Source organism: Ruegeria arenilitoris (assembly GCF_013035315.1).
Taxonomy (GTDB): Bacteria; Pseudomonadota; Alphaproteobacteria; order Rhodobacterales; family Rhodobacteraceae; genus Ruegeria; species Ruegeria arenilitoris_D.
This window is the reverse complement of record NZ_WQHP01000003.1, coordinates 209,123-235,489: the sequence shown is the minus strand read 5'-3', so window position 1 is coordinate 235,489 and position 26,367 is coordinate 209,123. Positions and strand designations below refer to the sequence as shown.

Below are 26,367 nucleotides of genomic sequence, written 5' to 3'. Positions count from 1 at the left end.
CATGGCGATCAAACGTATATCTTCCGGTGGAGAGTTCGAGACCAAGGTTGGTTATTGTCGGGCCGTGGTCGCAGGCGGATGGGTGCATGTGGCCGGAACCGTAGGTCAGGGCGACGATGTCGTCGCACAGTGCCAGTCCGCCCTCGATACAATCGGACGCGCGCTGGCCGAGACCGGAGCTTCGTTCGCGGATGTGGTACGCGTGACCTATATGCTGCCTGATCGGACCGAGTTTGAGCCGTGCTGGCCAATTCTCAGCGCTACGTTCGGAGAGAATCCACCAGCTTCTACGATGATCGAATGCGGTTTGATCGACCCGAAATACCGTATTGAGATAGAGGTGACCGCCTTTCTGCCGGAATAGGGGGTGCGGTCCTTGTGACACTGGACCTTGGCCAGCCTTTGGTCCATATCTGCAAGTACATAAATGCCGGAGGCAACCGATGGGAATCCTGAACAATCTTCTGCGGGCCGTAACCTGGTGGAACGGGTCCACATTGAACACGCAGATTTTTACTGCGCGTAAGGGGATCAAAGTCGGTGAAGATAACGAAGGTAACGTGTTCTATCGCAATGCCGACGACAGCAAGCGTTGGGTTATGTTCAACGGTGAGGCCGAAGCCAGCCGCATTGACCCGGATTGGCATGGCTGGCTGCACCGCACTTGGGATGAGCCGCCAACGGATAAACCTCTCAAGCACAAATCCTGGGAAAAGCCCCATCAGGAAAACCTGACAGGCACCGCGTTGGCCTATGCGCCTGCGGGGTCTCTGCGCCGCCCGGACCCGGTCGAGCGCAAAGACTACGAAGCCTGGAGCCCGGAATAACACGAGGCGCATAATGTCGACCTACAATGCAACCGAAGTTCTGGTCGGTGGGGCCGTTCTGGCTTGCTCCATCGCTTTTGGTGTTTATGCCAGCCAGTCCACCGGCCTGTCGCAAAGCGGTGCTGGTTATGAGCTTGGCGCCTCTTTCCGCTCCCTTGAAGGGGTCGGCGTGGGCACGGATGTCCGCCTGGCTGGCGTCAAGATTGGGACCGTTACCGGCGTGACCCTGAACCCCGACACCTATCGCGCGGACACAACCTTTACGATCTCTGATGGCATTCTGGTGCCGGATGACAGCGCCATCGTGATCTCCTCTGAGGGGTTGTTGGGCGGCAATTTTGTCGAAGTTATGCCAGGTGGTTCGCCGTTCTATTTCGAAGCGGGCGATCAGGTTGAAGACACGCAAGGTGCGGTCAGCTTGATTTCTCTGCTGGTCAAATTCGTAGCCGGAGACGGGAGCGAATGAAGCGTTTTGCCCTGATCGCTTTGCTGCTGGCAGCCACAGGGGCGACGGCCCAGCAAAAGGCGACCTCTGGTCCGGGTGCGATGCTGCGCGGGTTGGACAAGGTCAGCGGCCAGACCGTTGATATTGAGATGCGCAATGGCCAGACGCAGCCGATTTTTGGCTTGGACGTGGCGCTTGGCGATTGTCGCTATCCGGCAGACAACCCGACCGGCGATGCGTTTGCCTATTTGACGATCTGGGAAAAAGGCAAGACAGATCAACTGTTTGATGGATGGATGATAGCGACGTCTCCGGCTCTGAACGCGTTGGACCACGCGCGTTACGATGTCTGGGTGATCCGCTGTATCACACCTTCGGCGGACTGAGACAGCTCTGCCTCAAAATCAGCACTGGCGTTGATCGCCTCTTCCAACTCGACCCGATACTGCGTGCGAGAGATCTCGATCGCGCCTAACGACGCCAGATGCGCGGTCAGAAACTGGGTATCAAACAAGCGGAAACCGGTTTGGCGCAGACGATCAATCAGATAGGCTAGCGCGATTTTTGAGGCGTCCTTTCGGCGGGAGAACATACTTTCCCCGAAGAACGCCGCCCCAAGAGCGACACCATAGACGCCACCGACCAGCGTATCTTCGTCCCAGACTTCCAGTGAATGGGCGCGACCTGCTAGATGGAGTTGCTGATAAAGGTCGCGCAGCTCGGCATTGATCCAGGTGTCCGCACGGTCGGCACAGCCGTCGACCACGCCAGCAAAATCGCGGTTGATGGAGATGGTAAATCCGCATTTTCGGATGCGGCGCGCCAGGCTGCGCGAGATGTGAAAGCCGTCCAGCGGGAAAACGCCGCGAAACTTGGGGTCGACCCAGAACAATGCGGGGTCATCCCGATGTTCGGCCATCGGGAAAATGCCGATGGAGTAACCGTGCAGCAGAAGTTCGGGGGTCAGGCTCATGCGCAATACCTTGGGACCAGAGCGCAAATGCCCTCTGGTCCCTTGGTCTTATTCGGCCATGTTCGCCGCAAGCCAGTGTTCCAGCCAGTGAATGTTGTAATCACCGCTGTGAATGTCGGGCTCTTGCAAGAGGGCGTGGAACAGGGGAACGGTGGTGTCGATGCCATCCACGATCAATTCACCCAATGCACGTTCCAGACGCGCCAGCGCCTCTGCCCGGTCGCGACCCTGTACGATCAGCTTGGCGATCAGCGAGTCATAGTAGGGCGGAATCGAATACCCGTCATAAAGAGCCGAATCCATCCGCACACCCAGACCGCCGGGCGCGTGATACGCAGTGATCTTGCCGGGGCACGGCGAGAAATTCGGCAGCTTTTCCGCGTTAATCCGAACCTCAATGGCGTGACCGTTGATTTCCAGATCGTCCTGACCGAAGGACATGTCTTCGCCAGCGGCTACGCGGATTTGTTCGCGTACCAGATCGACACCAAAGATGCCCTCGGTCACCGGGTGTTCCACCTGCAGACGGGTGTTCATTTCGATGAAATAGAACTCGCCATTCTCATACAGGAACTCGATGGTGCCCGCGCCGATATAGTTGATCTTGGCGACCGCGTCGGCGCAGATCTTACCGATTTTGGCGCGCTCTTCAGGGGTGATGCAGGGGCCAGGGGCCTCTTCAAACACCTTCTGGTGACGGCGCTGCAGCGAGCAATCGCGTTCGCCCAGATGCACCGCCTTACCCTTGCCATCGCCAAAGACCTGAATCTCGATATGGCGCGGCGTGGTCAGATATTTCTCGATGTAAACTTCGTCATTGCCAAAGGCGGCTTTGCCCTCAGCACGCGCAGTCATGAAGGCGCTTTCCATCTCATCAGCGTTCTGCGCAACTTTCATGCCGCGTCCGCCGCCACCAGCCGTGGCCTTGATGATGACGGGATAGCCGAACTCCTCGCCGATGCGCTTGGCGTCTTCCAGCGTGGGCACGCCACCATCCGAACCCGGCACGCAAGGAACGCCCAGCTGCTTCATCGTGTCTTTGGCGGTGATCTTGTCGCCCATGACGCGGATGTGCTCGGCGGTGGGGCCGATAAAGGTGATGCCGTGATCTTCGACGATCTGCACAAACTCGGCATTCTCGGACAGGAATCCATATCCGGGGTGGATTGCCTGCGCACCTGTGATTTCACAGGCCGAAATGATCGCGGGCACCGACAGATAACTTTGCGGGCTGGGCGGAGGGCCAATGCAAACCGATTCGTCCGCCATGCGTACATGCATCGCGTCGCTGTCGGCGGTGGAGTGGACGGCAACCGTCGCAATCCCCATCTCGCGCGCGGCGCGGATGACGCGCAGGGCGATCTCGCCTCGGTTGGCAATCAGGATCTTGTCGAACATGGGCGCGCCTTACTCGATGATGACCAGAGGGGTGCCGAATTCCACAGCGTCGCCGTCGCCCACCAGAACACGCTTGATGGTGCCCGACTTGGGCGCGTGGATGTGGTTCATGGTTTTCATCGCTTCGACGATCAGCAGTGTGTCCCCCTCGGATACGGATGCGCCGACGGTGATGAATGCGGGTGCGCCCGGTTCGGGCTGCATATAGACGGTGCCGACCATGGGCGAGGTTACGGCGCCGGGGTGGCTGGCGGGATCTTCCTGGGCTGCCGGTGCTTCGACGGGGGCTGCTGCAGCAGGGGCCGCGACGGGTGCCGGTGCAGCCGCTGGAACAGCGACCTGAACCGGAGCGGGAGCGGTTTGCGACATGCGGCTGACGCGCACATTCAGGCTGTCTTCCTCGCCATATTCACGCTTGACCTGCAGTTCGGTCAGGTCGTTTTCGCGCAGCAATTCGGCCAGAGCCTTGATGAATGCCACATCCGCTTCGTGTTTGGTGTCTGTCATGAGTGTCCTCGACGGTTCCCCTTTGGCCCGTCTATTTGGTGCGGGCTTTGGCTTGATTACGCAGCGTTATAAGCTAAGCGCCCTGTCATGAAAAGCGCGTCCGAGCCTGTCAGATAGGGGTTTTTCTCAAGTTTTTGAGTAGTGAGCGGGTTCAGAGCGGCATTCCCGAGAGTTTTGCCACAAGTTCCGGTAGTTTACGCGCGCCGAACTTCTCCAATAAGCGGGCCCGATATGCCTCGATCGTGCGGTAGCTGAGGCCAAGTTCAACGCCGATTTCCTTGGCCGACAAGCCGCGGCACGACATGATGGCGACTTCGCGCTCTCGGGTCGTCAGTTCGACCAAGGGGCGTTCTTCCGAGATGTCCGAGAAGCTCCAGATGCCGTGTCGAAACGGATCATCGGGCGTCAGCGACCGACCGCGCGCCCGACACCAGAACAGATCGCCATTACGGCGGCGCATTACGCGTTCGTCGGTGTAATACCCGGTGTCGCGCATTACCTGCAGGCTGCGCTCGCCGATCCGTTCCCAATCCGCTACCGAGGGGTAGAGGTGCAGCAACGGCATGTTGCGATATTCTGCCTCTTCGCCGCCAAAGGTGCGGGCGAACTGCAGATTGCAGCGCCGGATGATGCGGTTTTCCAACTCGACCAATCCGATGGGGGCATATTCGAAGGCGGGGTCGCTCATCCGGCTATCGTGCAGTGATTTCAGGGAAAATAGAAGAGGCCGAGGTAAATTTCGCCACTTTGAAAGCCTGGGACGTGACAGAGTTCAAAGGTCCAAATTGTGAAGACTGTAAAGAGGCTATGAAAATGGAGATCTAACTTATAGAAATATAAAGGGAGTTTTGAAAAGTCGTTAGAGTTATGGGGGGAGAGCATGCGCGATACGCTAACCGGCAGCCGCATCCGCGAGCGACGTCAGATTGCGGGGTTGCGTCAGGCTGAGCTTGCGCGGCAGGTCGGGATTTCGGCGTCATACCTTAACCTGATCGAACACAACCGCCGCCGGATTGGCGGCAAGCTGCTGGTCGATATTGCCAATGCTCTGACGGTCGAGCCGTCGTTGTTGACCCAAGGGATTGAGGCGACGCTGATTTCGGCTCTGCGCGAGGCCGCGGCGGATGCGGTGGGGCAACAAGCCGAAGTGGAGGCTCTGGAAGAGTTCGCCGGTCGGTTTCCTGGATGGGCCGGAGTTCTGGCGCAAATGCACCGCAGGGTGGTTTCTTTGGAGCGCACGGTTGAGACTTTGTCGGACCGTCTCACCCATGACCCGCATTTGGCCGCGTCGATGCACGAGGTCCTGTCGACAGCCGCCGCGATTCGATCCACGGCTGCAATTTTGGCCGAGACGCAGGAGATTGAACCAGAATGGCAGGACCGGTTCCACCGAAACCTGCACCAGGATGCCGAACGTCTGGCGGACAGTTCCAAGTCGTTGGTTGCGTATCTGGACGATTCTCAGGCGGCCGAGGACCGCCGGGGTGTGCCGTCTGAGGATGTTGAGGCTTTTTTTGCGGCCAGCCGCAACCATTTCCCTCAGATCGAAGCCGGTAGCGGTAGTGCTGATATTGATCTGAGCGCATTGGAATCGTCTGCGGCCCGCACCGTGGCCAAGACATTCTTGGACGTTTACGCAGCGGACGCGCGGGCCATGCCGCTGGAAGATGTTCAGAAGGCCTTGGCAGAGGACGAGTCCGACCCATTGCAGTTGGCGGCTCGATTCTCCGTCGATATCGCGACGGTGCTGAGGCGGCTTGCAGCTTTGCCGGATGGATACCAGGGGCGCCCGACCGGGCTCGTTCTTTGTGACGCGTCAGGGAGCATTTTGTTCAGTAAATCCGTGCCGGGCTTTGCAATGCCCAGGTTTGGCGAGGCCTGTCCGCTCTGGCCGGTGTTTCAGGCGTTGAACCGACCCTTGGTCCCGATCCGCAAGCGAGTTGTTCAACTGGGGCGCACGGCGGCCGAGTTTGATTGCTACGCCTATGCGTGGCCGCAATCGGTTTCGGGGTATGACGATGCGCCCGTTTATCATTCGGTCATGCTTGTCCGTCCCGTGAACGAGGCAGAGCAGAATACACAGCCCGCCACCCGGGTTGGCCCAAGCTGCCGTGTCTGTCCAAACGACACCTGCGCATCGCGTCGCGAGCCGTCGATTCTGAGCGAAGGTTTTTGACAGTTTCCTGACAGAACGCGTAAGCTGACGCGGACAGGTTCGCGGACAGAGCCCGTCACGGGGAGGGATGGAGCATATGAGCCGCAAGGTTCTGTTAATTGAGGATGAGCCGAACATCGCTGAGGCCATCCGTTTTTTGCTGACTCGTGAGGGTTGGCAGGTGGAAACGCACGCAGAAGGGTCGGATGCGATACAGGTGATTCAGGGCGCAAACCCGGATTTGGTCATTCTGGACGTTATGTTACCGGGCAAGAGCGGAATGGAAATTCTGCGCGATCTGCGCGGGCTTGAGGGCATGCAAAACTTGCCCGTTCTAATGTTGACGGCGCGCGGCCAGACACGCGATCGCGAGATGGCCGAAAACGCAGGGGTCAGCCGGTTCATGACCAAACCGTTTTCCAATGCCGAAGTGCTGACGGCTGTGCGCGACCTGCACGCTCAGGCAACGCGGTCATGAGCGAGAGCGAAGATCGCAAGCCCCAGAGGGCCCGGCCTTCGCTGTTTCTCGAGCGTCAGAGCTACCGCCGTCGCAGGCTGATGGACGCGGCGCGGCTGTTGCCCATTCTGGGCGCGGCCTTGATTGCGCTGCCGCTTCTGTGGCCAAGCCAAACCAGCCCCGAGGATGGCGTGCCGTTATCATCGGCAATTTTGTACATTTTTGCATGCTGGGTTTTTCTGATCGTGGTCAGCCTGATTTTCGGGTTTGCCGCCAAGCGCATGGCCACAGGTGACGACCCCGAGGCAGAGTCGGACCGATGGCCACACTAAACGTTCTGATCCTTGTTTGCCTTGGCTACGTTGTGTTGCTGTTCGGCGTCGCCTTTGCCGCTGACCGAATGGCTGCTGCGGGACGGGGGGCGTGGCTGCGGTCTCCGTTGATCTACACGTTGTCCCTGTCGATCTACTGCACCGCCTGGACTTTTTATGGTGCCGTCGGCAACGCGGCACGGTCGGGGCTGGAGTTCGTGACGATCTATCTGGGGCCGACATTGGTGATGCTCAGTTGGTGGTGGGGGCTGCGCAAACTGGTGCGCGTCGGGCGCAGCCAACGTGTGACCTCAATCGCTGACCTGATCTCATCCCGATACGGCAAGTCCAATACGCTGGCGATCTGTGTGACCATTCTGGCCGTGTTGGGCGGCACGCCTTACATTGCCCTGCAGCTTCAATCCATTACCCTGTCATTCTCGATTTTTGCCGAGGCCGACCCCTCGGGCCTCTACCGCGAAGGTTCCAGCGTCTTTTGGGTCGCGGCGGGCCTTGCGATGTTCGCGATCCTGTTTGGCACCCGCAACCTGGACGCAAACGAGCGTCACCACGGGGTCGTAACGGCAATTGCGTTGGAATCCGTCGTGAAGCTTTTCGCCTTGATCGCTGTCGGCGTCTTTGTGGTTTGGGGCGTCGCTGGCGGAATTGGTCCGATGATGGCTCGCATCGATGCATCGGAAATCGGGCAGTGGAACGTGGATGCTGGGCGCTGGACGACCTTTATCTTTCTGTCCGCCGCCGCTTTCATCTGTTTGCCGCGGATGTTTCAGGTGATGGTCGTCGAAAATGCGGATGAAGGGCATCTGAGAACCGCGGCTTGGGCCTTCCCGTTGTATCTGCTGCTGATGAGCCTGTTCGTCGTGCCGATCGCCGTTGTAGGTCTGGACTTGCTACCCGAAGGGTCGAACCCGGACCTGTTCGTTCTGACGGTTCCACTGTCGCAGGGCAACGACTGGTTGGCGATGTTGTCTTTCATCGGCGGGTTCTCTTCGGCTACTTCCATGGTCATCGTCACCGCGATGGCGCTGTCGACGATGGTGTCGAACCATCTGGTCATGCCGATCTGGCTGAGCACGCAGGAAGGGTCCGGCTCGGTCTCGGGTGACGTCCGAAACGTGGTTCTGGTGGCGCGGCGTGTGTCGATCGCGGTCATAATGGCGATGGGTTATTACTATTACCGGCTGTCGGGTGGCGGCGCGGCGCTGGCCTCGATCGGGCTTGTCGCGTTTGCCGGCATTGCGCAGATTCTGCCCGCCCTTGTTGGCGGGTTGTTCTGGCGCGGTGCGACGCGGACAGGGGCTTTGATCGGGCTGACGGTCGGTTTCGTTCTGTGGATCTACACTCTGCTGCTGCCGGGAATGGACGGCGCTTTGATGCCTCAATCGGTGCTGCAGAACGGCCCGTTCGGCTGGGGCTGGCTGCGCCCACAGGCCCTTTTCGGGATCGAAGGAATGGACCCAATGGTCCACACAGTGATGTGGTCGCTGTCGCTGAACGCCTTTGCTTTCTGTGCGGCGTCCTTGCTGAGCTTTCCAAGCCCGCTGGAACGCCTTCAGGGTGCCCAGTTTGTCAACGTCTTTGACCATTCCGTCGCGCCGCGTGGCTGGTCCGGGTCTGTTGCGCAAAGCGAAGACCTCATGATCATGACCCAGCGGATTTTGGGCGCGGGTCCGGCGCAGGAGTTCTTTCAGGCCGAGGCGCGCGCCCAAGGCGGACGCACAAGCCTGCCCGAGCCAACGCCGGGGTTCCTTGAACGGTTGGAGCGGGAACTCAGCGGTTCGGTCGGTGCGGCGACGGCCCATGCGATGATCGGGCAGATCGTTGGCGGTTCGTCGGTCTCGGTCGAGGACCTTCTGGCCGTGGCTGACGAGTCCGCGCAGATGTTGGAATACTCCAGCCAGCTCGAGGCGAAATCCGCGGAACTCAGCAGGACTGCGCGGAAATTGCGCGAGGCCAATACCAAGCTGACGCAGATTTCCGAGCAAAAGGACAGTTTCCTCAGCCAGGTCAGTCACGAGCTGCGTACGCCGATGACGTCAATTCGAGCGTTTTCTGAGATTATGCGGGATACCGACGGGCTTACCCCGGAAGAGCAAACGCGATACGCCGCGATCATCCACGACGAGGCGCTTCGACTGACCCGCTTGCTGGATGATCTGCTGGACCTGAGCGTTTTGGAAAGCGGCCGGGTGAACCTGAATATGAGCGGGGAGAGCCTGAGTGCGGTTCTGGACCGCGCCGTCTCCAGTGCGCTGGCCGGCTCGCGTTCGACCCTAACGGTGCGGCGAACCCGGCAATCCGAACGGATTCCCCTGCACACAGACCTTGATCGCCTTGGGCAGGTCTTCATCAACCTGATTTCCAATGCGCAAAAGTATTGCGATGCCGAGGACCCCGTTTTGACCATTTCCGCACATGATGTGGGCGGGCAGGTCGTCATTGATTTTGCCGATAACGGCAGCGGTATTCCACCCGAGGCGCAATCGATGGTGTTCGAAAAGTTCGCTCGGGTCGGTGGCGACAAAGCTGGTGGTGCTGGCCTGGGGCTGGCGATCTGCCGCGAGATCATGCAGCGCTTGGGCGGCGAGATCACTTACCTTCCTGGACAGGGCGGCGCGGCGTTTCGCGTTCGCTTGCCGATGGCGTACCGACAAGCCGCGCAGTAGCGGCATTTTAAAGACATTGGTAACCAGCGCCGGGTTAGACCAGATACCAGACTCAGTAACTGAAATCGGTATCCGGGATGACGCAGTCTGTCAGCACAGCTTTGGCGCGCAAGCTTTCGGCAGGGCAGGAAGAGCAGGGCGAGAAGCCCCGCTCAATACTGCGGGCCCTTCGGCTGGCCTTTGCCCGCACCGCAGGCGACCGATACCAATTGCCGCTGGCAGTGATCGGGGCAAAGCAATCCCATAGGGCACCCGAAGCGCTGGAGCAGGTGATTCAAGCGGATTGGTTGTTGCTTCAGTTCAGCAATGCCGAGGGGATGGCGGCCGCGGTTTGCATGGATATGGCGGCGGTCTCTGCGATCGTTCAGGTTCAGACGATCGGTCAAGTCTTGCCTGGCGAACCGGACGCCCGCGCGTATACTGATACGGATGCAGCTATGGTGGCCCCGCTGGTCGAAGAGGCGCTGAGCAGGGCAGTTGGGGTGGTCGAGGCGAGCGCGGATCAGGCGAACCTGTCGGGTTATGAGTTTCGGGCGCGACTGGGTGATTTGCGGACATTGTCGTTGGCCATGGTCGAAGATGCCTATCGCGTGTTTGAATTGACGGTCGAACTGGGCGGCGGCCTCAGGCAGGGTCAGGTTTCCGTCCTGCTACCCGACCTCCCGGCAGAGCCGGGCGAGGATGAGGTGGATGCAGGTGAGGCCGGCCCAAACCTGGAACAGGCATCGGGGGTTGTACGGGCCGAGCTGAATACGGTGATCAGCCGGATGTCTCTGCCACTGGCGATGCTGTCCGATCTGTCTGTGGGCGATGTGCTTCCGCTGACAGGATCGCGGCTGGATCGCGCGGAGATTCTGACAATCGACCGGACCCGCGCCGCCATCGGGCGCCTGGGTCAATGCGGCGGGATGCGTGCTGTTCGTTTGAACGAATACGCCTCAGTTGCAGCGCTGGAACAGTCCGAGCTGCCCGAGTTTCTTAAGGCGCGGAGCACAGCTTCGCGGTCTGAAGCTTTGGAAGAACCGATACAGGCTGCCTCCAACCAAGCCGTTATTCCAATTGGAGCTGATGTTCTGGGCGACCTTGAGGCCGATCTGGGCTTTGAAAGCCCGGATCAGATGGTGGCAGAAATTTCGCAGTTGGCCGGGTTGACCGGGCTAGAAGACGAGCCCGGGCCAAGCTGATCGCCTTTCGGTGTCATTCACCGGTGCTTCGGATGTGGTCCAGCGCTGGACGCAGGTTTTCCAGCATGTAGCCAGCCTTGGTCGTGGCCTCCAGAATGTCATCCGTGCTCATGCGGTCGCACTGTCCCAAAGCCCAGACAACCGAACAGCGGGTCCCTGATGCGCAATAGGCCAGAACCGGGCCAGAGCAGCTTTCGGCCAACTCCCGCTGCAAGGCGACATTGCCGGGTGTCATGGTCTGGTGTGTCAACTCCAGAACCTCATATTCCATCCCAGCTGCGCGTACGGCCTCGCCGATGGCGTCCGATTGCATCATGGGCGGAACCTCGACGTTTGGACGGTTGCAGATGACCTTAACAAAACCGGCTTCGGCAATGGCTGGGACGTCCTCGACCGTAATCTGGGGCGAGACGGCGTAGCGGGGGGTTATTGGTCGAATCTCCATGCCAATTGCTTAGGCCGCGTTTGCGGTCCTGTCCAGTTGTGCGCCAAGCCCGGGTGCCGCAAACATGCCGGCAATCATGGCGGCCAGAAACACTAGCCCTCCGAGGCCGCCATAGGTGATCGACGCGATTGCAGGCCCCGGGCACAGACCAGCCAATCCCCAGCCCATGCCGAACATGACCGATCCAATGATCAGGCGGCGATCCAACTCGGGCGGGCTCATCTTTGGAAACTGACCGCCTGCCAGTGGAACGCGATGGGTTGTCATCCGCCAAGCGATCAGCATCGGCAGGATCGCGCCCCCCATCACAAAGGCCAATGTCGGGTCCCAGTTCCCAAAAACGTCCAGCCAGCCCTGCACCTTGGTGGTGTCGGTCATACCCGATATCAAAAGACCGGCACCGAACAGTGATCCGGCCAGCAGCGAAATCAAAATCCGCATCAGATTAGTCCCCATACGTGGCGCATCAGGGCAATAGTCACCCCACCTGCGCCGATATAGATCAGCGTTGCGACAATACCCCGGACCGAAAACCGCGAGATGCCGCAAACTCCGTGTCCCGAGGTGCAACCATTGGCAATGCGTGTGCCCGCGCCAACCAAAATCCCGGCAATGACGATAACGGCGATGTTGCTAGTCAGGTGCGTTTCGGGTGCAGAGGAAAGCAAAGGCCGCAATAGCAGCGGCATGGCGATGACGCCCGCAATAAAGCTCAGCCGTTCAAGAGTGCGGTCACTGCCATCGACGAGTCCGCCCAAAATCCCGCTGGCACCCATGACGCGTCCATTGCCAAGTAGATAGACTGCAGCGCCCAGCCCGATCAGCAAGCCGCCTGCCAGCCCCCATATCCATTCCGTATACATCGATTATCCTCTGATTTTTTCGACGGCCCGCATCACAGCTTGTTGATCGGAACCTTCAAAAACACGTTGCCCTTTTCGTCCGCCGGAGGCATCTGCCCAGCCCGCATGTTGACCTGCAGCGAGGGCAGGATCAGGCGGGGCATCGGGAGTGTTGCATCTCGCGCATCGCGCATCTCGACGAATTCTTCGATTGATTTGCCCTGTCCGATATGGACGTTCAGGGCCTTTTGCTCGCCGACTGTTGTTTCCCACGCGAACTCATCCCGGCCGGGCGCCTTGTAGTCGTGGCCAACAAATATCCGGGTCTCGTCAGGCAGTGAGAGGATCTTTTGGATCGATTCAAAAAGCTGCTCCGACGAGCCGCCGGGAAAGTCGCAGCGCGCGGTGCCAAAATCCGGCATGAACAAGGTATCACCGACAAAGGCCGCGTCTCCAATCACGTAAGTCAGACAGGCGGGCGTGTGGCCCGGCGTGTGCAGAACGTCTCCCCGCATCTGGCCAACATGGAAGCTGTCGCCATCCTGGAAGAGAGCGTCGAACTGGCTGCCGTCACGCTGGAACTCGGTGCCTTCGTTGAAGATCTTTCCAAAGGTATCCTGGATCGTCACGATCTGTTCGCCGATGCCGATCTTTCCGCCCAATTCCTGCTGCAGATAGGGGGCCGCGGACAAGTGGTCTGCGTGGACGTGGCTTTCCAGAATCCATTCGACCCTCAGGTCATTGTCGCGCACGTAAGCCACGATCTGGTCGGCCGAACTGGTATCCGTCCGGCCCGAGGCGTGGTCGAAATCCAAAACGCTGTCGATGATCGCACAGGCCGTGCCCTCGGGTTCCTGCACGAGGTATGAGACCGTGTTGGTTTCGGGATCAAAAAACGCTTTCACAATGGGTGTCATCTGGTCCTCCGTCCGTGCGACTTATTTCATATATTATTTTTAGAATGTGATGCAACAACCTTCTTCGATTTGATGCGGGTCAAGGCAAGTTAATCCAAATTCGAGTAGAAATTAATCATTCCGCCTTAGGTTGCTGATGCCGAGCAGGGGACAGGCAGTTTTCCGCGCGTTTCCAAGCTAAGCTCGGCAAGTCTTAAAACGGTTACCTATATGGTAGAGTGTAACGTTAACTGGGAGGATCGAGATGTCTACGAATTGCCTGTATTCTGAAGCCGAATACTTGGAGCAAAAGCTGCAGAACGCTTGTCTCGAAACGCGTTTGGCGCTGCAGCCCAGTGTGACGAATGTGATTGACCGGATGCGTCAGCAGGGTGTCCACGTGCCATCGCGGCTGCGGCGGCTGGATGCTGCATTGTGCGAAGATGCAATGGAAGCACGTTTCGACAATATGCCGATCTGAGGGCCAGCGTCAGCTGAACGCAATCCCCAAGATCACCAGCATCAGCCCGATCACCGACAGAAACAACGACGCCAGATTCCACGGCAGAACATTTTGAACAGCGGCGCGCAATTCGTCATCCGACAATCCGGATTTGCGCGCCTTCATCACACGCAGGATACACCAGACCAGGCCCACAAGGCCGGCAAGCGACAGGGCGGCACCGCCCCAGGTGATGAATTCGAACATGGTGCCCCACATTTCCCAGCAAATCTTCACTGCGCTTAGCGGATCGGCTAGGCACACACAAGCCCACCGGGGATTGCATGCTTGCAGCCCGCGCAGCGGCAATGTATCCGGCTATGTGCCGTTGTTAACGCATCAGATCGCAGCCTTTGGGAGAGATGAATATGGAAGACATGACCGAAGATCAGGCCGCCGCCAACTACCGTGTGACCGCGGGCGAGCTGCGTCAGTTCATCGAACGGTTTGAACGTCTGGATGCCGAGAAAAAAGACCTGGCCGAGCAGCAGAAAGAGGTCATGGCCGAGGCCAAAGCGCGCGGCTACGACACCAAGGTGATGCGCAAGGTCATTGCGCTGCGCAAGCGTGACAAGGACGACATCGCCGAAGAAGAGGCGGTGCTTGAAATGTACAAGGAAGCGCTGGGCATGTAAGCCCTGCGCGGGGTCAGGGTCTCAGAACCCTTACCCCATCCATCGCCTCAAGCGTGGCGACGTCCTGTTCGTACAGTTCGGAAAACGCGTCGATGACCTCTTCAGTCCAGCCGGGCAGGTCCAGTTCTTCCTCAATTTTGTCAGGCCGCACGTGATCTTCCAGAATCTGCGCCAGTGCGTAGCGTTGTTCGGTCCGCGACTGGGCCGTGTCCTGATCAAGAAGCGCTTGGGCCTGCTCCTGGCCGTCGTCAGTCAGCAATGAGATCAGCAAGTTGTATTCACCGATGATCCGCGAGTCGTCCGGAAGTCCTCCGACACACCGCACGATGTCGCCCCAGATGAACGGAGTATCCTCGTTGCACCATAAGGTGATCTGAACGCCCGGAGCGAAATCGCGGATGTCCTCGATCATCTCAACCCAGCTGAGGTGGCTCAGGTCGTTTTTGCGGATCACCTCTTTGCGCTGTTCTTCGGGCAGAGACATCAGATGTTTGGGAATCAGGCTGCCAGGGTTCCGAAGCGCAATGAAAAGCTCAACACCGCCTTCCCCGAAGGCCTCTTGCAGAACGGATAAACGTTTTCCGGCCAGCGGATAAAACTGACCTTCCGCAAGCAGAGTATCTCGATCGCCAACAAAGCCTTCATTGGAAAAAACAATGCGCCGAATGTCTTGGCTCGAAGACAATTGGTTTCGCAGTGTTTCTAACTCGTCCGGCACAGGAGGGCGGGTGTTCAGCACCTGGAATGTAGATTTGAACAGCTGCCGATAGCGGCGAGGTCCCAAAAGGGCCACGCTGTTCTGGCCCAGGGCCTCGCCATTGGTCCGCAACGATTTGAACAACCGCCCGTCATCGGTGAATGCCACGCCTGCGTGGATGGCAACCTTCATCTTCGGTTCATGTCCTTGCATCCCTATGCCCGCCTGTCGAGTTACAGGCTGCGAACAAGACAGTCAAATCTGCGCACTCACATGACGGTGTTCGATTGCACCACAAGGAAATTTCACATTCCCTAACGTCCGATGATAATTGAGGCTTGCAGTCCGGGAAAAGAGGCAGTAATCGACACCCAGCGCCCCTATAGCTCAGCTGGTAGAGCAACTGATTTGTAATCAGTAGGTCCGCGGTTCGAGTCCGTGTGGGGGCACCACCAGAACCATTTAAATTATTTAATATCAATGCTTTCTGCCTCCTATTATGAAGTCAGCCCCCCAAATGGTCCCCCGCAGGGATTGTGGTTAAAAAACCGCTTGATCTCACTGAAACGGCGATATCGGGTTCTTCAGGCGCAATCAGTCCAGCGTCAGAGCATTCACTAAAAGCCTGTCATTAACGGCTTCATCGTAGTCCTCTTTTCGCGGTAAAGCTTTGGCATGCCCAAATGGGATGAGAAACATCGCTATTTTGATGGCTTTGTCATGATTGCCCGTGCCAACAGCGCCTTTTCGCTGTCCAAGCAAATATTGCATCGGTTCAACGTAGTTCCGACGTGATGCTAAATCTTCCTACCGTTTCATATGGTTACGCTTGATTTTGTCCTGATTTGGCATGCTGGGATTATAGCTAGGTGACGCCCGTTAGGAAAGATTAGGAAAGGAATGACATTTGTTCTGCCCGCAAAGCTGACTTTCGCGTTAAGTGCAGCGAAAGTCTGCACAGCGGTTATTGATGCGCTGCTTAGCGAACAACCGCTTCGAGCCCAAAGCCGTAAATTGTCTTATGGTCAGTTATAAAACTAAAACAGAGCCTTTGCTTCGAAACCTTTTAACGTTGGACGAGCGACTTGCATTCGCTGCATAGAATGAATCTGTTTAGAAAAGAGGCGGCTTAATTCCGCTTCCATCGGCGTCGAATTAAACTCGGTGCGATGAGGATCAAAATAGTAGCTTTCCGACCAAACACCTGAAGAAAGCAATAGTTCATGCTGATCAAACATCAGGTGAAAATACTCAACTGGATCGGCGCTATAGTTTCTATAGATCGTGTCCCCGTTGCAAAGGTGTTTTGCAGCCACAAGGGCTTCATCCAACCCGAACAATAGCTCGGCTTTCCAACCAGATAACAGAACTCTGTGTTCTGGTGAAACTCGCAGCTCCCGAAAATTTCCTAGAGCCCCTTTGGCAATAACGATGGGGGCCAGTTTTCCAATTGCGTGAACTGTGACTTTGCCGATCCAACGGATCTGCCGCAAACCGTTGTCATGCGTAAGAACGTAGTCACCAACTTTCAAGTCCTCAACCGGTCGCAATCCTTCACGCGTCTCAATTAATGAGCCTCTAACGAAACAAGGTATGGGAGGAGGAGATAGAACGGTTCCAATATTGAAGTTTTCGTTGTTAAAGACCGTTCCGCCATCAGGATCCCCATCACCATTTGTATCCAGATCCGGACGAGATCTTGGAATTATCGGGTCAACTGAATTGCCATCGGTGTCAATGAAGGTCTCGTCAATTGAGAAAGCCAAAGTACCGCTTATGCTCGAACCAAATTCTGGGTCGTCCAGTGTAACATCGTCATTGGTTGTGAAAAACGAGTCACCTTGCTCCTTGGTGCCGCTATCAGCGCCCCCGGTTTCCTTGATCTTTGATCCGTCATTCACATCGAGGTCGTATCGAATTCCGTCTCGAATTACGGACACACGAGTAAAAATGATTTGGCTGTAATCAAATTCGCCATTTAAAGGAGGGCCCTGTATGTCGCCGCTGACAATATCGATTTCGATCAAGTCGGTGGCTTCAAATGTAAAGGAGGTCGACAATTGAGTTGAGCCAGATCCCACGTCGTCAATTGCATCGACAAATGCCACCTGCGAACCAGTAAAGTACAACGTTGTAACTTGGTCGTCGGCCAGTGGCGTGGGAAGCGCGCCAGAGCCGCCAGTATCAAATGTGAAACCACCTCCCGGGTTCTAGTTCCCCCCACCGTCGTCAGTGATCCAGTTATCAGGATCTCCAATTAGTGAAAGCAAATTCTCTCTGAGAACTTCTGGAGGTTCGGTATAGGTGTTGCCATTCAGAGCGGTAGTTGGGTCGAAGACCATAAAGTCTTCATCCCCTGCAATCGTTACTGCCCCATTTGTAGAATTTAGACCTGTTCCATCTAAGATTGGGCCTCCATTTACACCTACGTCCTCATTCGAAATTACTGAAATGAACCCGTCAGGATCAGGAACAACTTTTGTGCCGTCATACGTACCTTGTACAGCCCAGAGTTGTTCATTGTTTTGGGCGAGCAGACCTCCACCGCGAAGATAGTCAACTGATCCGACCGGGTCTCCCGAGGGTGACGAACCCTCTACTATCTCCGCGTCCGGTCCACCTTGATTGAAAGGTGTCATATCAATGGTGAAAACCTGACCGGCCGGAATGTCCTCTGTTACAGTCCATTCAATAACCTGTTCGCCAGGAGCAAACTCAGTCCCGTTCCATTCTGTGTCAGTAAAATAAATGACTTCGCCGGCAGAAATTGTCGCTGTCGCCAGAAAAGCGACATTTTCGTTGTCGGAATCCGAACCCACAAATGCGATATCACCAGCGCTAAGTGCCAATATTATCCTCTCGGTGAACTAACGTATACAGATACAACAGCATTTGAATTCGTTAGTTAAGACCGCCAATGGATCAAACTTCTATAGTGTTGCGCAACGCATTCACAATTTCGAAAGTGAAAACGTGGCCACTAAGAATTGTCTGGTAGGAAAAAGGAATGGTTTGTTCGCAAGGTAAAAGACACTCGCTGAATATTTTCTGGCGGCCGCCTAGTGCCCAAAGTATTCGCTCACTAAAGGCAGAGCAGCACGCAGTGGCGATCCAAATGCCCGCGCCGTCATGATCTGGGATGACAGACAGCGCGGGCCATAGTCTGGGTTTGGGACTGGCCAGACTATCTGGAATGCGAGTGGGGGCATGCGCAATTCACCAGAGCGGTATGGCTACTTGTTCACTTCATTTTTGCCCCAATTAGTGGCCAACTACTCGCACAATACGGCGCTATCTTCAGAGGCGGGGCTGCGAGATCTAATACGTAAACAGGTGTACAACACGCGAGAGAATATAATTTTCCGCGCGTAAAAATTGTTGAATTGTTGCATTTTGGAGTCAAGTATCTGGCTGCGTGACAAGTATGTATTTTTTGCTTTGTTCGCGCGTTTGCCAGACCTGTCTGGCTAGCCTCCTGGAGAGGTAAGTGAGTGGCGTCTTCAGGAGGCAATTTTATTTGGTATATTGAGTTTTATCGAAAAAGCTCGGAACTAGGCGTGCACGGCAAGTCTATGATCCGTCCACGCAAATTTTAGTTTCGTTCGTAGAACCATGAATCCACCCATTTGAAAGAGTTCCTCTGTCGAAAGCGATCCGAAGATTGGTGTGTTCGTCACAGGGAAATATTCAAACATAAACATAACTATGGATTTTTTTGCGTATGTGTGTGTGCTCTCTTCAACCGTTAAGGAAGTAGGGGACAGATTGATGAGACAAGCACTGAGAACGTTGACGATTTGGTCATTCCTTTGGTTCACAGCGTTATTGGGCGCTTTCCCTGCCGGCGCGCAAGAAACTGAGGCGGGCCAAGAGGCTGTCGAAGTCGAGAACGACGATCTTATCAATTCAGTCGTAGATGAGATGATTGCGGCCGATGACCTCGAGATCCTGCTTGTTCCCTTAACGTCTGAAGAACTTTCTGAGGTCGCCGGAAATTGGCAGAGTTACGTGCGCTCTCGGCTCGAAGAAGTCGCGAAATTAAACTTGCAACTTCGGTCGGCGAGCGGAACTCGGGAAGACACCTTGCGGTCTCAGTTGGCCTCCTTGAACAACTCTGGATCAGACGTTCTCATCAACTATCGTTTGGTGCTCGAAGCATGGGCCCTCAAAGGCGCGAAGGCGGAAGATCTAGAACCGCACACTGATTACATTCTTGCATTGAAAACGGGAGCCTTAAAGACAACCGACCTTCAAACGCTTTTTCAGAACGCGTGGTCTTGGTTGTTCTCGTGGGACGGGGGCGTCGGCCTGTTGATAGCTGGCATGGGCGTTCTGCTGGCAGTTTGGGCCATGATGTTCGTTGCGCGTATGGTGCGCCGGGTCACTGAACGGGGTCTGAACAAAATTCCAACTATTTCCAGAATGCTGAAACGCTTCATCGCCACCACCGTGTACTGGGCCGTTTTCGTCCTTGGCATTCTCGTCGTATTAGCTTTGTTCGGAGTTAACGTTACACCGCTGTTTGCGGTGCTTGGGGGTTTGTCGTTCATCCTAGGTTTTGCTTTGCAGGAAACGTTAGGCAACCTCGCAAGCGGTCTGATGATCATGGTTCTCAAACCGTTCGATACTGGTGACTATATCCAAGTAGGTGGTTCATCTGGGTTTGTTGATGAGATGTCGGTGGTTTCAACCAAGATCAGAACATTCGATAACCAGATTATCATAGTCCCCAACAGCAAGATTTGGGGGGACGTAATAACTAATGTGAGCGCATCCGAAGAACGTAGGGTCGATTTGGTCTTTGGCATCGCTTATTCGGACAACGCTGCCCAAGCAATTGAAGTCCTCAAGGACTTGGTCGCACGTCACCAGCTTTGTCTGAAAACACCGGAACCTGAAATCTTCGTGGGAGAGTTGGGAGACAATTCCGTTAACATCTTCTGCCGTCCATGGTCCAAGTCCGATGACTATTGGACTGTCTATTGGGACCTTACTGGTCAAGCGAAAGAGCGGTTTGACACGGAAGGTATATCCATACCGTTCCCGCAACGTGATGTGCACATAATTCCCGTAGAAGGAGTAAAACCATGAGGGCTCTTACGTTATGGTTCCTGCCGCTTCTATTTGCCTGCACTGTTGCGCTTGCTCAGTCTGAAGAAATTCTCGCACCTGTCGAAGAAAGAAATGATCCCGAATTCATAGCGCCGGTGATTGTGGATGGCGAAGAGCTATTCTTGGTTCGCGGCTCAAGTGCTTTGCCCGCTACCGAACGGGCGAGAAAGATCGAGGAACGGATTGCTCAGGTCGCCGATGCTTCGACGAGGGCTTCGGTTCAGGTTCAAGTATCGGACGCGGAATTTGGGAAAATGATACGCGTCGACGGACAAATGGTTACGACAACCACTCAGGCTGACGCCGAGCACGAACAAATGGCTATGGAAGTCTTGGCTGGGCTTCAGGCTGAAGCGATTGAGACGGCAATCCTTCAATACCGAGATGCTCGGTCCAATGAAGGCAGAGTAGATAGTGCGATGGCTGCATTTGCTTGGACGGCAGTCTTTGCCCTCGCTTCGTATGCGTTTTTTGCGAAGCGGCGAAAGCTATTGGACTACATCAGAAACAACTTGGAAAAGAGGGCTGAAGGCGTTGAGGAAGCCACAAAATCGATCTTGAGAAGCAGGGCAATCGCATCGATTATAGTCTATTCAATCCACATATTGATGTGGGTCTTCTTTCTATTCTTTTTCTACTACTATCTTTCATTGGTGCTGCTCTCCTTTGCCGAAACGCAGGGTATAGCCCAGATCCTCTTGAAGTACGTAAGTGAGCCACTCGTAACCGTTGTTTTGGCAATTGTTGGTTACGTCCCCAACTTGATCATGCTCGCAATCATCGCAGCTGTGACCAGGTTGGCAATTCGCGGTCTCGACCTGTTCTTTGAGAACCTTGAGAACGGGGCTTTCGAACTGAAAGACTTTGAGGATCATTGGATCGCCCCCACTAACATGTTGTTCCGCGCGTTGGTGATCGTCATCGCGCTGGTGTTTGCGTACCCCTATATCCCTGGTTCCGATTCCCGGGCTTTTCAGGGCTTGACGATTTTGGCGGGTATTATGGTTTCGCTCGGTTCGAACACCGTTGTTTCAAATATGATGGCCGGTCTGTTTGTCATCTACAGACGCAGTACCAACGTCGGTGACCGCATTCAGGTTGGCGACAAGATCGGAGACGTAACAGAGATCAAGTTAATGGAAACACTGATTAAATCGATAAAGAACGAGATGATAAGCATTCCAAATGCACAGCTACTCAACTCCGAGGTCGTAAACTATTCGCGCAAAGTAGACGGTCGGGGGCTATTGGTTCACACGACAGTCGGGATCGGATACGAAGAGCCGCCCAAGAAGATCAAAGCGATGCTGATAGAGGCGGCTCATCGAACTCAAGGATTAAGAAAGAACCCAGAGCCATTTGTCCTTTGGACACAGCTGGCTGACTACGCAATCAATTATGAGATCAACGCATACACTTCGCGTGGATCGAGCCTGCCCAAGATTTTGTCCGATTTGCGCGAGAACATTGTCGATGTGTTCAACGAAAACGGAACACAGATAATGACACCGTCTTACATTGCTGACCCGCCGGAACCCAAGGTTTCAACAGAAGAATGGGACGGCAGACTTGCGCACCACGTTGAATAAACCGTATTCAGCAATTCCCTATCAGCGTTGGTGCTTAAGCTTCGTACCGCACAAAACACGTCATTTAGTAACCACGTTGCTTGGTCCGCAGAGCGGGTAATGAAGCTATCCTTGCGAACGTCCGCTTCGAGCCCAAAGCGAACGGAGTTGTATTGCTTCTCAGCCTATGTGAGAGAGTGACTTAGCGATTTGGCGTGAATAGTTTAGACTGTCTGGCGCATGTCAGAAACCGTTCAAGAAAGAGTACGATCACGCGGCGGCGCGGCTTTCGCCGAGGAAGAACGCCAAGGCATGATGCTGGCCGCAAAGGTCCGCACTATTGCTCTTGCACTTGTTCTACTGTGGCAGGCCATTGATAGCCCGGAAACTGGACCATCATATTTTTTTGCTCTTCTTGAAATCTTCGCTTTTGTTTTGCTTGGTGGTTTGCAGTACATCGCAGCATACTCGCGTCGTGGCGGACGCAGCATTCAGTATGTGTTCGTTACGTTAGACTGCCTGTTACTGGCGGTAGTTTTCAGTCTCGGTTCGCCGTTTTCTGACATTTCATGGCCGCCAGCCATTTCGATGAACTCAGCGCGTTTCTTATACTTTTTGATGTTTCTGATGCAGGCATCCTTCAGCTTTCGACCTTTCTTGGTTGTCTGGTGCGGTTTCAGCATAGCGATTGCTCGTATCGGCATGTGGGTATGGTTTTTGAGCCTACCAGGTGCATACAGTAATCTGGACTTGCCGGAACAGACAGTTGAAGCTTGGCTTGCCGGAGGCACTGACCTCAATTTTCTGTTTCTGGGATATGCCGCCACAGAATTGCTGGTTGTTGTGATATTGTCTGCAGGCTTTGCTATCGTTGTTGCGCGATCTCGGCGGCTCGTTAGCAATCTCCTTTCGACTGAGAGGAAGCGGGCCAGTCTGGCAAGATACTTTTCACCAAATGTAGTCGACCAACTAAGCAGATCAGGTGTTGGTCTTGCGGCCGGTAAACACCAAAAAGTTGCAGTACTTTTTGCGGACATCATCGGGTTCACAAAACTTTGCGAAAAAGCGACTGCCGATGAGGTGATTGAGCTTCTTAGAGGCTATCATGAACGTTTGGGTAAAGCGGTATTTAGAAACTCGGGCACCTTGGACAAGTACATTGGCGACGGGCTGATGGCGACCTTTGGAACTCCCAACCCGAACCCTCGCGACCCCCAAAACGCACTAAACAGCGCTTATGAAATGCTCGAAGCATTGGACGAGTGAAACACTGAAAGAGCGTTGTCCGGCGACGATCCGATCCGTGTTGGGATCGGGCTGCACTGGGGCGCCGAGGTCGCCGGAGACATAGGGAATGAACGGCGCTTGGAATACAGCGTGATTGGCGACACTGTGAACATCGCAAGCAGGATCGAGCACTTAACCAGACAACTGAACACTCGGTTGGTTGTGAGCGACGATTTGGTTTGTGCAATCAAACAGCAAAACCCAAACGCCAATCTCGATCCCTTGATTGATGCAGGTCTTCAGAAAATCCGCGGCAGAGCGTCTAAAGTGAAAGTCTGGAAATACTCCAAGTAGCCACAGCGATCTCTATTGACCGTTTCGTAGGCCAACCGGACGTTCAGCCGAGTTCAGAAAGTTGCAGGGTAGTACAACAAAGCCGACGGCTTGAGTAAGCGAGGCATGTCAAAAAAGAGAAAAGCCCCACATGATCACGGGGCTTTTCTGGACTTAATTTGCGGAGGTATCAGGATCCTGCTGCAGGCTTCGGGCATGAGCGGAACTGGATCATCCGGCCACCTTCATTGGCTTGATCCATGGCATCGGCGCATACCCGGCCACCACTAAGTTCGTGAGCGATCTTGGCGTCTGTGATCGAGTAAGAAATTTCCGCGGCTGTCGCGAAATCCCGAACAGTGATGATGTCATCTCCCAGAATCGTTCTGCTGGTTTGTCTGGTGGTATAGGTCGCTCCGATGGTTGGATCGATAACCTGTTGGGGGACACTGGCACCGCTGTCATACATGTTTTGTACCGTTCCCAAAGCTTCAGGCTTGGACATACCACCCAGAGAAATGTTCTGGTTAAGCCAGGTCAGACGCAGGTGACGGCTTGCCGAGGAAATGTCCGCAGGAACATTCTCTGCAGTATTACCATCTTCCGCATTGAACGCCGCGATGTTCTCGCGATGATACTGAAGCAACGGCGCGTTCGCTTTCACTCCAAGGTCCGAGCCTTCAATGTTACCGGTGTAAACCAGAACTTCGCCACCTTCGTTTACTTGGAAAAGAACGGCATCTCCATTTGCATCCACAGCCGATACATGTACTCCGTGCTGACCCGCATAGCCCAAATCTGCAGACCACGCGAACTGGAACTCACCTGAGTTATACGCTTCGGCAATTTCGGGGGCTGTGTCGTACATTGCGACCAGATAACCCGGAGCGTCGGCCAAGTTCACAGCTGGGGCGCCATTATCTTTATAATCGCCAATGTAGTCCGCACTGGGTGCCATGTAGAGAGTATCGGCAACCATTCCTTTGTCATTGAAGGCCTGTGCCTGAACACCGTGGAAAGACTCATTTTCTACCCAAGCCACGGTGAAGTTTTTCGCCGGTTCGTTTGCCTGACGATAGAACCCTTCGGCTTCGTAGGTCGTCACGTCATCACCAACCCCGAAGGTCACCAGATCCATTCCGGTTTTGGTGCCCCAGTCCACCGAGCGGACATAAGCGACACCGTGGTCAGAGTGTTTGGCGAGACGCGAGCAGGCGTCTGCTGATGAAACCAGTGCGGTTGAGGCCATGAGGGTTGCCATCATTACTTTTGAAAAGAGGGTCATTGTTGTTTCTCTGTCTATGAGGTGTGATTGATCATCTTTGTGAGGTCGAAATAGACGATAAATCATCGATATGCAATGATTTGACGCGCATTTCGGTTATGCGCTTTTTGCAACTCTGCAGTTACCATCCTGTTGACGGTCGCGAATCTCGGCATTAACCCGTTGAATGACAGAACATAAGTTACCGATGGGAAATCATGCAGATTGAGAACGACGTCGAACTCGGGAAACGAATTGCTTCAAAAATCGCCGATCTCATTGAAGAACAGGGCACCAACCCTGGTGCTGTGGCGAAAGCTGCAGGGCTTGGAGTGACTTCGGTCAGAGACTTGTTGAGCGGTCGCGCGCGCACTCCGAATGTCGCAACCCTGGTTCGAATAGCGAATGTGCTTCACGCCGACCCGGGCGATCTTATAAGCCCTCAGCAAAGCGACCCTCAAGCAAACGCATTGTATTTTGCGTTAGACGCGGAAAATCAGCGTCGCATTCGCGCAATTATGCGAGCGTTGCTCAGCGATCAGGAAGCGAGCCAATAACATAAAACCAAACGGAATAGCGTGCGTCCGTCTCGGCATCTCATCGGTTGTTTTCGGTAAGTCTCAGCTCAGGCCGCGCATTTGATGCCTAGCTTGTAAATGGTCACGGCATTCGTTGAACGATCTTTGCGATACATTGCAGGATACTTTCATACTGGAATGAACTGAGTTACTTCGGTTCGCTTGTCTAGGTGGTGAAGCAGACGTCGCGTATCTGCACTGGGAGGTTTAGCCTCCTCAATTTGGCTTTCCAGTGATTTAGTCAGCTTCGAGCCATTCTGGAGCAGTCTATGACGAGAAAAAGGACCGCCGTTTCTTTGTTAGTTATGTCGTTGGCAACCGCAATCAATCTTATTCTGCGCTAGTCCAAACCTCGGCGTTGATCATGTGAATGGGAGCGCCTTCAGCAAAGGCGTTCACCTGATCGAATATGTCTGAGAATTGCAGGTCGAACTCGTCCTCGGTCACAAAGCCGATATGCGGTGTCGCAATCAGTTTTGGGTGCGATAGCAAAGGGTCATTCGGGTCGGTGAGCGGCTCGGTATCGAAGACATCAATTGCGGCCTTGCCTGGGCGGCCTGCATTTAGCGCCTCAAGCAATGCACCCTTTGCGATCAGCCCGGCCCGGGAGGTGTTCACAAACAGTGCTCCCGGTTGCATCTGCGAGAAATCCGACGCTGTGATGATGGCGCGTGTGTTGGGCTTCAGGCGGACATGGACCGAGACAACATCGCTGTTGGCAAAGAACGCTTCGCGGCTTGCGGCGACTTGAACACCATCTGCCTGCGCGCGCGCCCGACCTTCGTCCGAGGACCACCAGACCACATTCATCCCGAAAGCCTCGGCATAGCCAGCAACAGCGCGGGCGATACGGCCATATCCATAAAGCCCCAGCTGCCGCCCCTTCAAGGTCTTGCCTACTCCGGCCTGCCATTGTCCGGCTTTGACCGAGGCCATCTGCGCAGGCAAATCGCGCATCCCGGCCATGATCAGCGACCATGTCAGTTCTGCTGCTGCATATGAAGGCGTCCCGCCATGCATGTTCGAACACAGCAGCACGCCGCAATCCGAGCATGCCTGCACATCGACATGGGGGTACACGCTGCGCTGACTGATCAATTTCAGATTTGGGAGTTTTTCAACCAAATCGCGGGTGATCTTGGTGCGTTCGCGAAACAAAACCAGCGCCTCAGCCTCCTGCAAGCGTGCGGCCAATTCGCTGGTATCTTCAACATGATCTGTCCAGACCTTCACGTCATGACGTGACAGCTTTCCAAAACAGGGCAGATCCTGCAGTGTATCAAACCAATCATCCAGAATGTGAACTTTCATCGACTTCCTATAC

Annotated in this window: 29 protein-coding genes, 1 tRNA gene and 1 pseudogene; 16 read left to right on the top strand and 15 right to left on the bottom strand. The window is 55.2% G+C overall.

Annotated features, from left to right (window positions below; all coding sequences use genetic code 11):
* Position 1: 1 nt before the first annotated feature.
* The 4 genes from GOV53_RS08495 to GOV53_RS08480 all read left to right on the top strand — a co-directional run bounded on the left by GOV53_RS08495 (position 2) and on the right by GOV53_RS08480 (position 1,658).
* Complete coding sequence (locus tag GOV53_RS08495; protein ID WP_170465406.1) at positions 2-364, top strand: RidA family protein; 363 nt, start codon at positions 2-4, stop codon at positions 362-364.
* 79 nt (positions 365-443) lie between these two features.
* Positions 444-827 carry an NADH:ubiquinone oxidoreductase subunit NDUFA12 gene (locus tag GOV53_RS08490; RefSeq protein WP_170426619.1) on the top strand — a complete coding sequence of 128 codons (384 nt, stop codon included), beginning with the start codon at positions 444-446 and terminating at the stop codon, positions 825-827.
* A 13-nt stretch (positions 828-840) separates the two neighbouring features.
* On the top strand, positions 841-1,293 hold the full coding sequence (gene mlaD / locus GOV53_RS08485) for an outer membrane lipid asymmetry maintenance protein MlaD (RefSeq protein WP_170465404.1): 453 nt from the start codon (positions 841-843) through the stop codon (positions 1,291-1,293).
* Positions 1,290-1,658 (top strand): DUF2155 domain-containing protein, encoded by a 369-nt coding sequence (locus GOV53_RS08480; protein ID WP_170465402.1) that lies wholly within the window; start codon positions 1,290-1,292, stop codon positions 1,656-1,658. The genes mlaD and GOV53_RS08480 overlap by 4 nt, the downstream gene beginning before the upstream one ends.
* Here GOV53_RS08480 and aat read toward each other — a convergent pair.
* From aat to GOV53_RS08460, 4 genes are all read right to left on the bottom strand, one after another.
* Complete coding sequence (gene aat, locus GOV53_RS08475; RefSeq protein ID WP_170465400.1) at positions 1,613-2,245, bottom strand: leucyl/phenylalanyl-tRNA--protein transferase; 633 nt, start codon at positions 2,243-2,245, stop codon at positions 1,613-1,615. The two genes, GOV53_RS08480 and aat, sit on opposite strands and share 46 nt — an antisense overlap.
* A 48-nt stretch (positions 2,246-2,293) precedes the next feature.
* On the bottom strand, positions 2,294-3,643 hold the full coding sequence (gene accC, locus GOV53_RS08470) for an acetyl-CoA carboxylase biotin carboxylase subunit (protein WP_170426615.1): 1,350 nt from the start codon (positions 3,641-3,643) through the stop codon (positions 2,294-2,296).
* A gap of 9 nt (positions 3,644-3,652) precedes the next feature.
* Positions 3,653-4,150 carry an acetyl-CoA carboxylase biotin carboxyl carrier protein gene (accB, locus tag GOV53_RS08465; protein ID WP_170465399.1) on the bottom strand — a complete coding sequence of 166 codons (498 nt, stop codon included), beginning with the start codon at positions 4,148-4,150 and terminating at the stop codon, positions 3,653-3,655.
* Between the two features lie 151 nt (positions 4,151-4,301).
* Positions 4,302-4,838, bottom strand: coding sequence for a LuxR C-terminal-related transcriptional regulator (locus GOV53_RS08460; RefSeq protein ID WP_170426613.1), 537 nt, complete (start codon positions 4,836-4,838; stop codon positions 4,302-4,304).
* Between the two features lie 192 nt (positions 4,839-5,030).
* On the opposite strand from GOV53_RS08460, the gene GOV53_RS08455 reads away from it, so the two are divergent.
* From GOV53_RS08455 to GOV53_RS08435, 5 genes are all read left to right on the top strand, one after another.
* Positions 5,031-6,326, top strand: a complete 1,296-nt coding sequence (locus tag GOV53_RS08455) for a helix-turn-helix transcriptional regulator (RefSeq protein ID WP_170465397.1) — start codon at positions 5,031-5,033, stop codon at positions 6,324-6,326.
* A 76-nt stretch (positions 6,327-6,402) separates the two neighbouring features.
* Positions 6,403-6,783 (top strand): response regulator transcription factor, encoded by a 381-nt coding sequence (locus tag GOV53_RS08450; RefSeq protein WP_170426611.1) that lies wholly within the window; start codon positions 6,403-6,405, stop codon positions 6,781-6,783.
* Complete coding sequence (locus GOV53_RS08445; RefSeq protein ID WP_170465395.1) at positions 6,780-7,094, top strand: hypothetical protein; 315 nt, start codon at positions 6,780-6,782, stop codon at positions 7,092-7,094. The genes GOV53_RS08450 and GOV53_RS08445 overlap by 4 nt, the downstream gene beginning before the upstream one ends.
* Positions 7,082-9,760, top strand: coding sequence for an ATP-binding protein (locus GOV53_RS08440; protein WP_170465393.1), 2,679 nt, complete (start codon positions 7,082-7,084; stop codon positions 9,758-9,760). Before GOV53_RS08445 ends, GOV53_RS08440 begins: the two co-directional genes overlap by 13 nt.
* Before the next feature lie 77 nt (positions 9,761-9,837).
* The gene (locus GOV53_RS08435) at positions 9,838-10,944 is read left to right on the top strand and encodes a FliM/FliN family flagellar motor C-terminal domain-containing protein (RefSeq protein WP_170465391.1); all 1,107 of its coding nucleotides are present in this window, start codon (positions 9,838-9,840) and stop codon (positions 10,942-10,944) included.
* Positions 10,945-10,957: 13 nt separating this feature from the next.
* Here the strand turns inward: GOV53_RS08435 and GOV53_RS08430 are convergent, their stop codons facing one another.
* From GOV53_RS08430 to GOV53_RS08415, 4 genes are read right to left on the bottom strand one after another with little or no spacing between them, the layout of a single operon-like run.
* The gene (locus tag GOV53_RS08430) at positions 10,958-11,389 is read right to left on the bottom strand and encodes a TIGR01244 family sulfur transferase (RefSeq protein ID WP_170465389.1); all 432 of its coding nucleotides are present in this window, start codon (positions 11,387-11,389) and stop codon (positions 10,958-10,960) included.
* A gap of 9 nt (positions 11,390-11,398) precedes the next feature.
* A complete protein-coding gene (locus GOV53_RS08425; protein ID WP_170465387.1) occupies positions 11,399-11,830 on the bottom strand; it encodes a DUF6691 family protein in 432 nt (143 codons plus the stop codon).
* Complete coding sequence (locus GOV53_RS08420; protein WP_170465386.1) at positions 11,830-12,252, bottom strand: YeeE/YedE family protein; 423 nt, start codon at positions 12,250-12,252, stop codon at positions 11,830-11,832. The genes GOV53_RS08425 and GOV53_RS08420 overlap by 1 nt, the downstream gene beginning before the upstream one ends.
* Before the next feature lie 32 nt (positions 12,253-12,284).
* A complete protein-coding gene (locus tag GOV53_RS08415) occupies positions 12,285-13,148 on the bottom strand; it encodes an MBL fold metallo-hydrolase (protein ID WP_170426604.1) in 864 nt (287 codons plus the stop codon).
* Between the two features lie 244 nt (positions 13,149-13,392).
* Between GOV53_RS08415 and GOV53_RS08410 the strand changes: the two genes are divergently transcribed.
* Positions 13,393-13,608: a hypothetical protein gene (locus GOV53_RS08410; protein WP_170426603.1), complete on the top strand. Its 216-nt coding sequence runs from the start codon at positions 13,393-13,395 to the stop codon at positions 13,606-13,608.
* A gap of 9 nt (positions 13,609-13,617) precedes the next feature.
* Here GOV53_RS08410 and GOV53_RS08405 read toward each other — a convergent pair whose 3' ends face one another.
* Positions 13,618-13,836 (bottom strand): hypothetical protein, encoded by a 219-nt coding sequence (locus GOV53_RS08405; RefSeq protein WP_170465384.1) that lies wholly within the window; start codon positions 13,834-13,836, stop codon positions 13,618-13,620.
* 161 nt (positions 13,837-13,997) lie between these two features.
* On the opposite strand from GOV53_RS08405, the gene GOV53_RS08400 reads away from it, so the two are divergent.
* On the top strand, positions 13,998-14,264 hold the full coding sequence (locus tag GOV53_RS08400; protein ID WP_170426601.1) for a DUF2312 domain-containing protein: 267 nt from the start codon (positions 13,998-14,000) through the stop codon (positions 14,262-14,264).
* A 13-nt stretch (positions 14,265-14,277) separates the two neighbouring features.
* On the opposite strand, the gene GOV53_RS08395 is transcribed toward GOV53_RS08400, so the two are convergent.
* Positions 14,278-15,153, bottom strand: a complete 876-nt coding sequence (locus tag GOV53_RS08395; protein ID WP_170465382.1) for a hypothetical protein — start codon at positions 15,151-15,153, stop codon at positions 14,278-14,280.
* A gap of 184 nt (positions 15,154-15,337) precedes the next feature.
* On the opposite strand from GOV53_RS08395, the gene GOV53_RS08390 reads away from it, so the two are divergent.
* Positions 15,338-15,413, top strand: a tRNA-Thr gene (locus GOV53_RS08390).
* A 142-nt stretch (positions 15,414-15,555) separates the two neighbouring features.
* Here GOV53_RS08390 and GOV53_RS08385 read toward each other — a convergent pair.
* The 3 genes from GOV53_RS08385 to GOV53_RS08375 form a co-directional block, all read right to left on the bottom strand.
* Positions 15,556-15,732, bottom strand: a complete 177-nt coding sequence (locus GOV53_RS08385) for a hypothetical protein (protein WP_170465380.1) — start codon at positions 15,730-15,732, stop codon at positions 15,556-15,558.
* A 266-nt stretch (positions 15,733-15,998) separates the two neighbouring features.
* Positions 15,999-17,069 carry a Hint domain-containing protein gene (locus tag GOV53_RS21310; protein ID WP_170465378.1) on the bottom strand — a complete coding sequence of 357 codons (1,071 nt, stop codon included), beginning with the start codon at positions 17,067-17,069 and terminating at the stop codon, positions 15,999-16,001.
* 102 nt (positions 17,070-17,171) lie between these two features.
* Positions 17,172-17,810 (bottom strand): hypothetical protein, encoded by a 639-nt coding sequence (locus GOV53_RS08375; RefSeq protein WP_170465376.1) that lies wholly within the window; start codon positions 17,808-17,810, stop codon positions 17,172-17,174.
* A gap of 919 nt (positions 17,811-18,729) precedes the next feature.
* On the opposite strand from GOV53_RS08375, the gene GOV53_RS08370 reads away from it, so the two are divergent.
* From GOV53_RS08370 to GOV53_RS21305, 3 genes and pseudogenes are all read left to right on the top strand, one after another.
* Positions 18,730-20,052: a mechanosensitive ion channel family protein gene (locus GOV53_RS08370; protein ID WP_170465374.1), complete on the top strand. Its 1,323-nt coding sequence runs from the start codon at positions 18,730-18,732 to the stop codon at positions 20,050-20,052.
* Positions 20,049-21,662, top strand: a complete 1,614-nt coding sequence (locus GOV53_RS08365; RefSeq protein WP_170465372.1) for a mechanosensitive ion channel family protein — start codon at positions 20,049-20,051, stop codon at positions 21,660-21,662. The genes GOV53_RS08370 and GOV53_RS08365 overlap by 4 nt, the downstream gene beginning before the upstream one ends.
* A 219-nt stretch (positions 21,663-21,881) precedes the next feature.
* Positions 21,882-23,222, top strand: a pseudogene (locus tag GOV53_RS21305) (adenylate/guanylate cyclase domain-containing protein).
* Positions 23,223-23,391: 169 nt separating this feature from the next.
* Here GOV53_RS21305 and GOV53_RS08350 read toward each other — a convergent pair.
* Positions 23,392-24,486, bottom strand: coding sequence for a hypothetical protein (locus GOV53_RS08350; RefSeq protein ID WP_170465366.1), 1,095 nt, complete (start codon positions 24,484-24,486; stop codon positions 23,392-23,394).
* Between the two features lie 197 nt (positions 24,487-24,683).
* Between GOV53_RS08350 and GOV53_RS08345 the strand changes: the two genes are divergently transcribed.
* Entirely contained in the window at positions 24,684-25,022 is a 339-nt protein-coding gene (locus tag GOV53_RS08345) for a helix-turn-helix domain-containing protein (RefSeq protein ID WP_170465364.1), read from the top strand.
* 351 nt (positions 25,023-25,373) lie between these two features.
* On the opposite strand, the gene GOV53_RS08340 is transcribed toward GOV53_RS08345, so the two are convergent.
* Entirely contained in the window at positions 25,374-26,354 is a 981-nt protein-coding gene (locus tag GOV53_RS08340) for a D-2-hydroxyacid dehydrogenase family protein (RefSeq protein ID WP_170465362.1), read from the bottom strand.
* Positions 26,355-26,367: the final 13 nt, after the last annotated feature.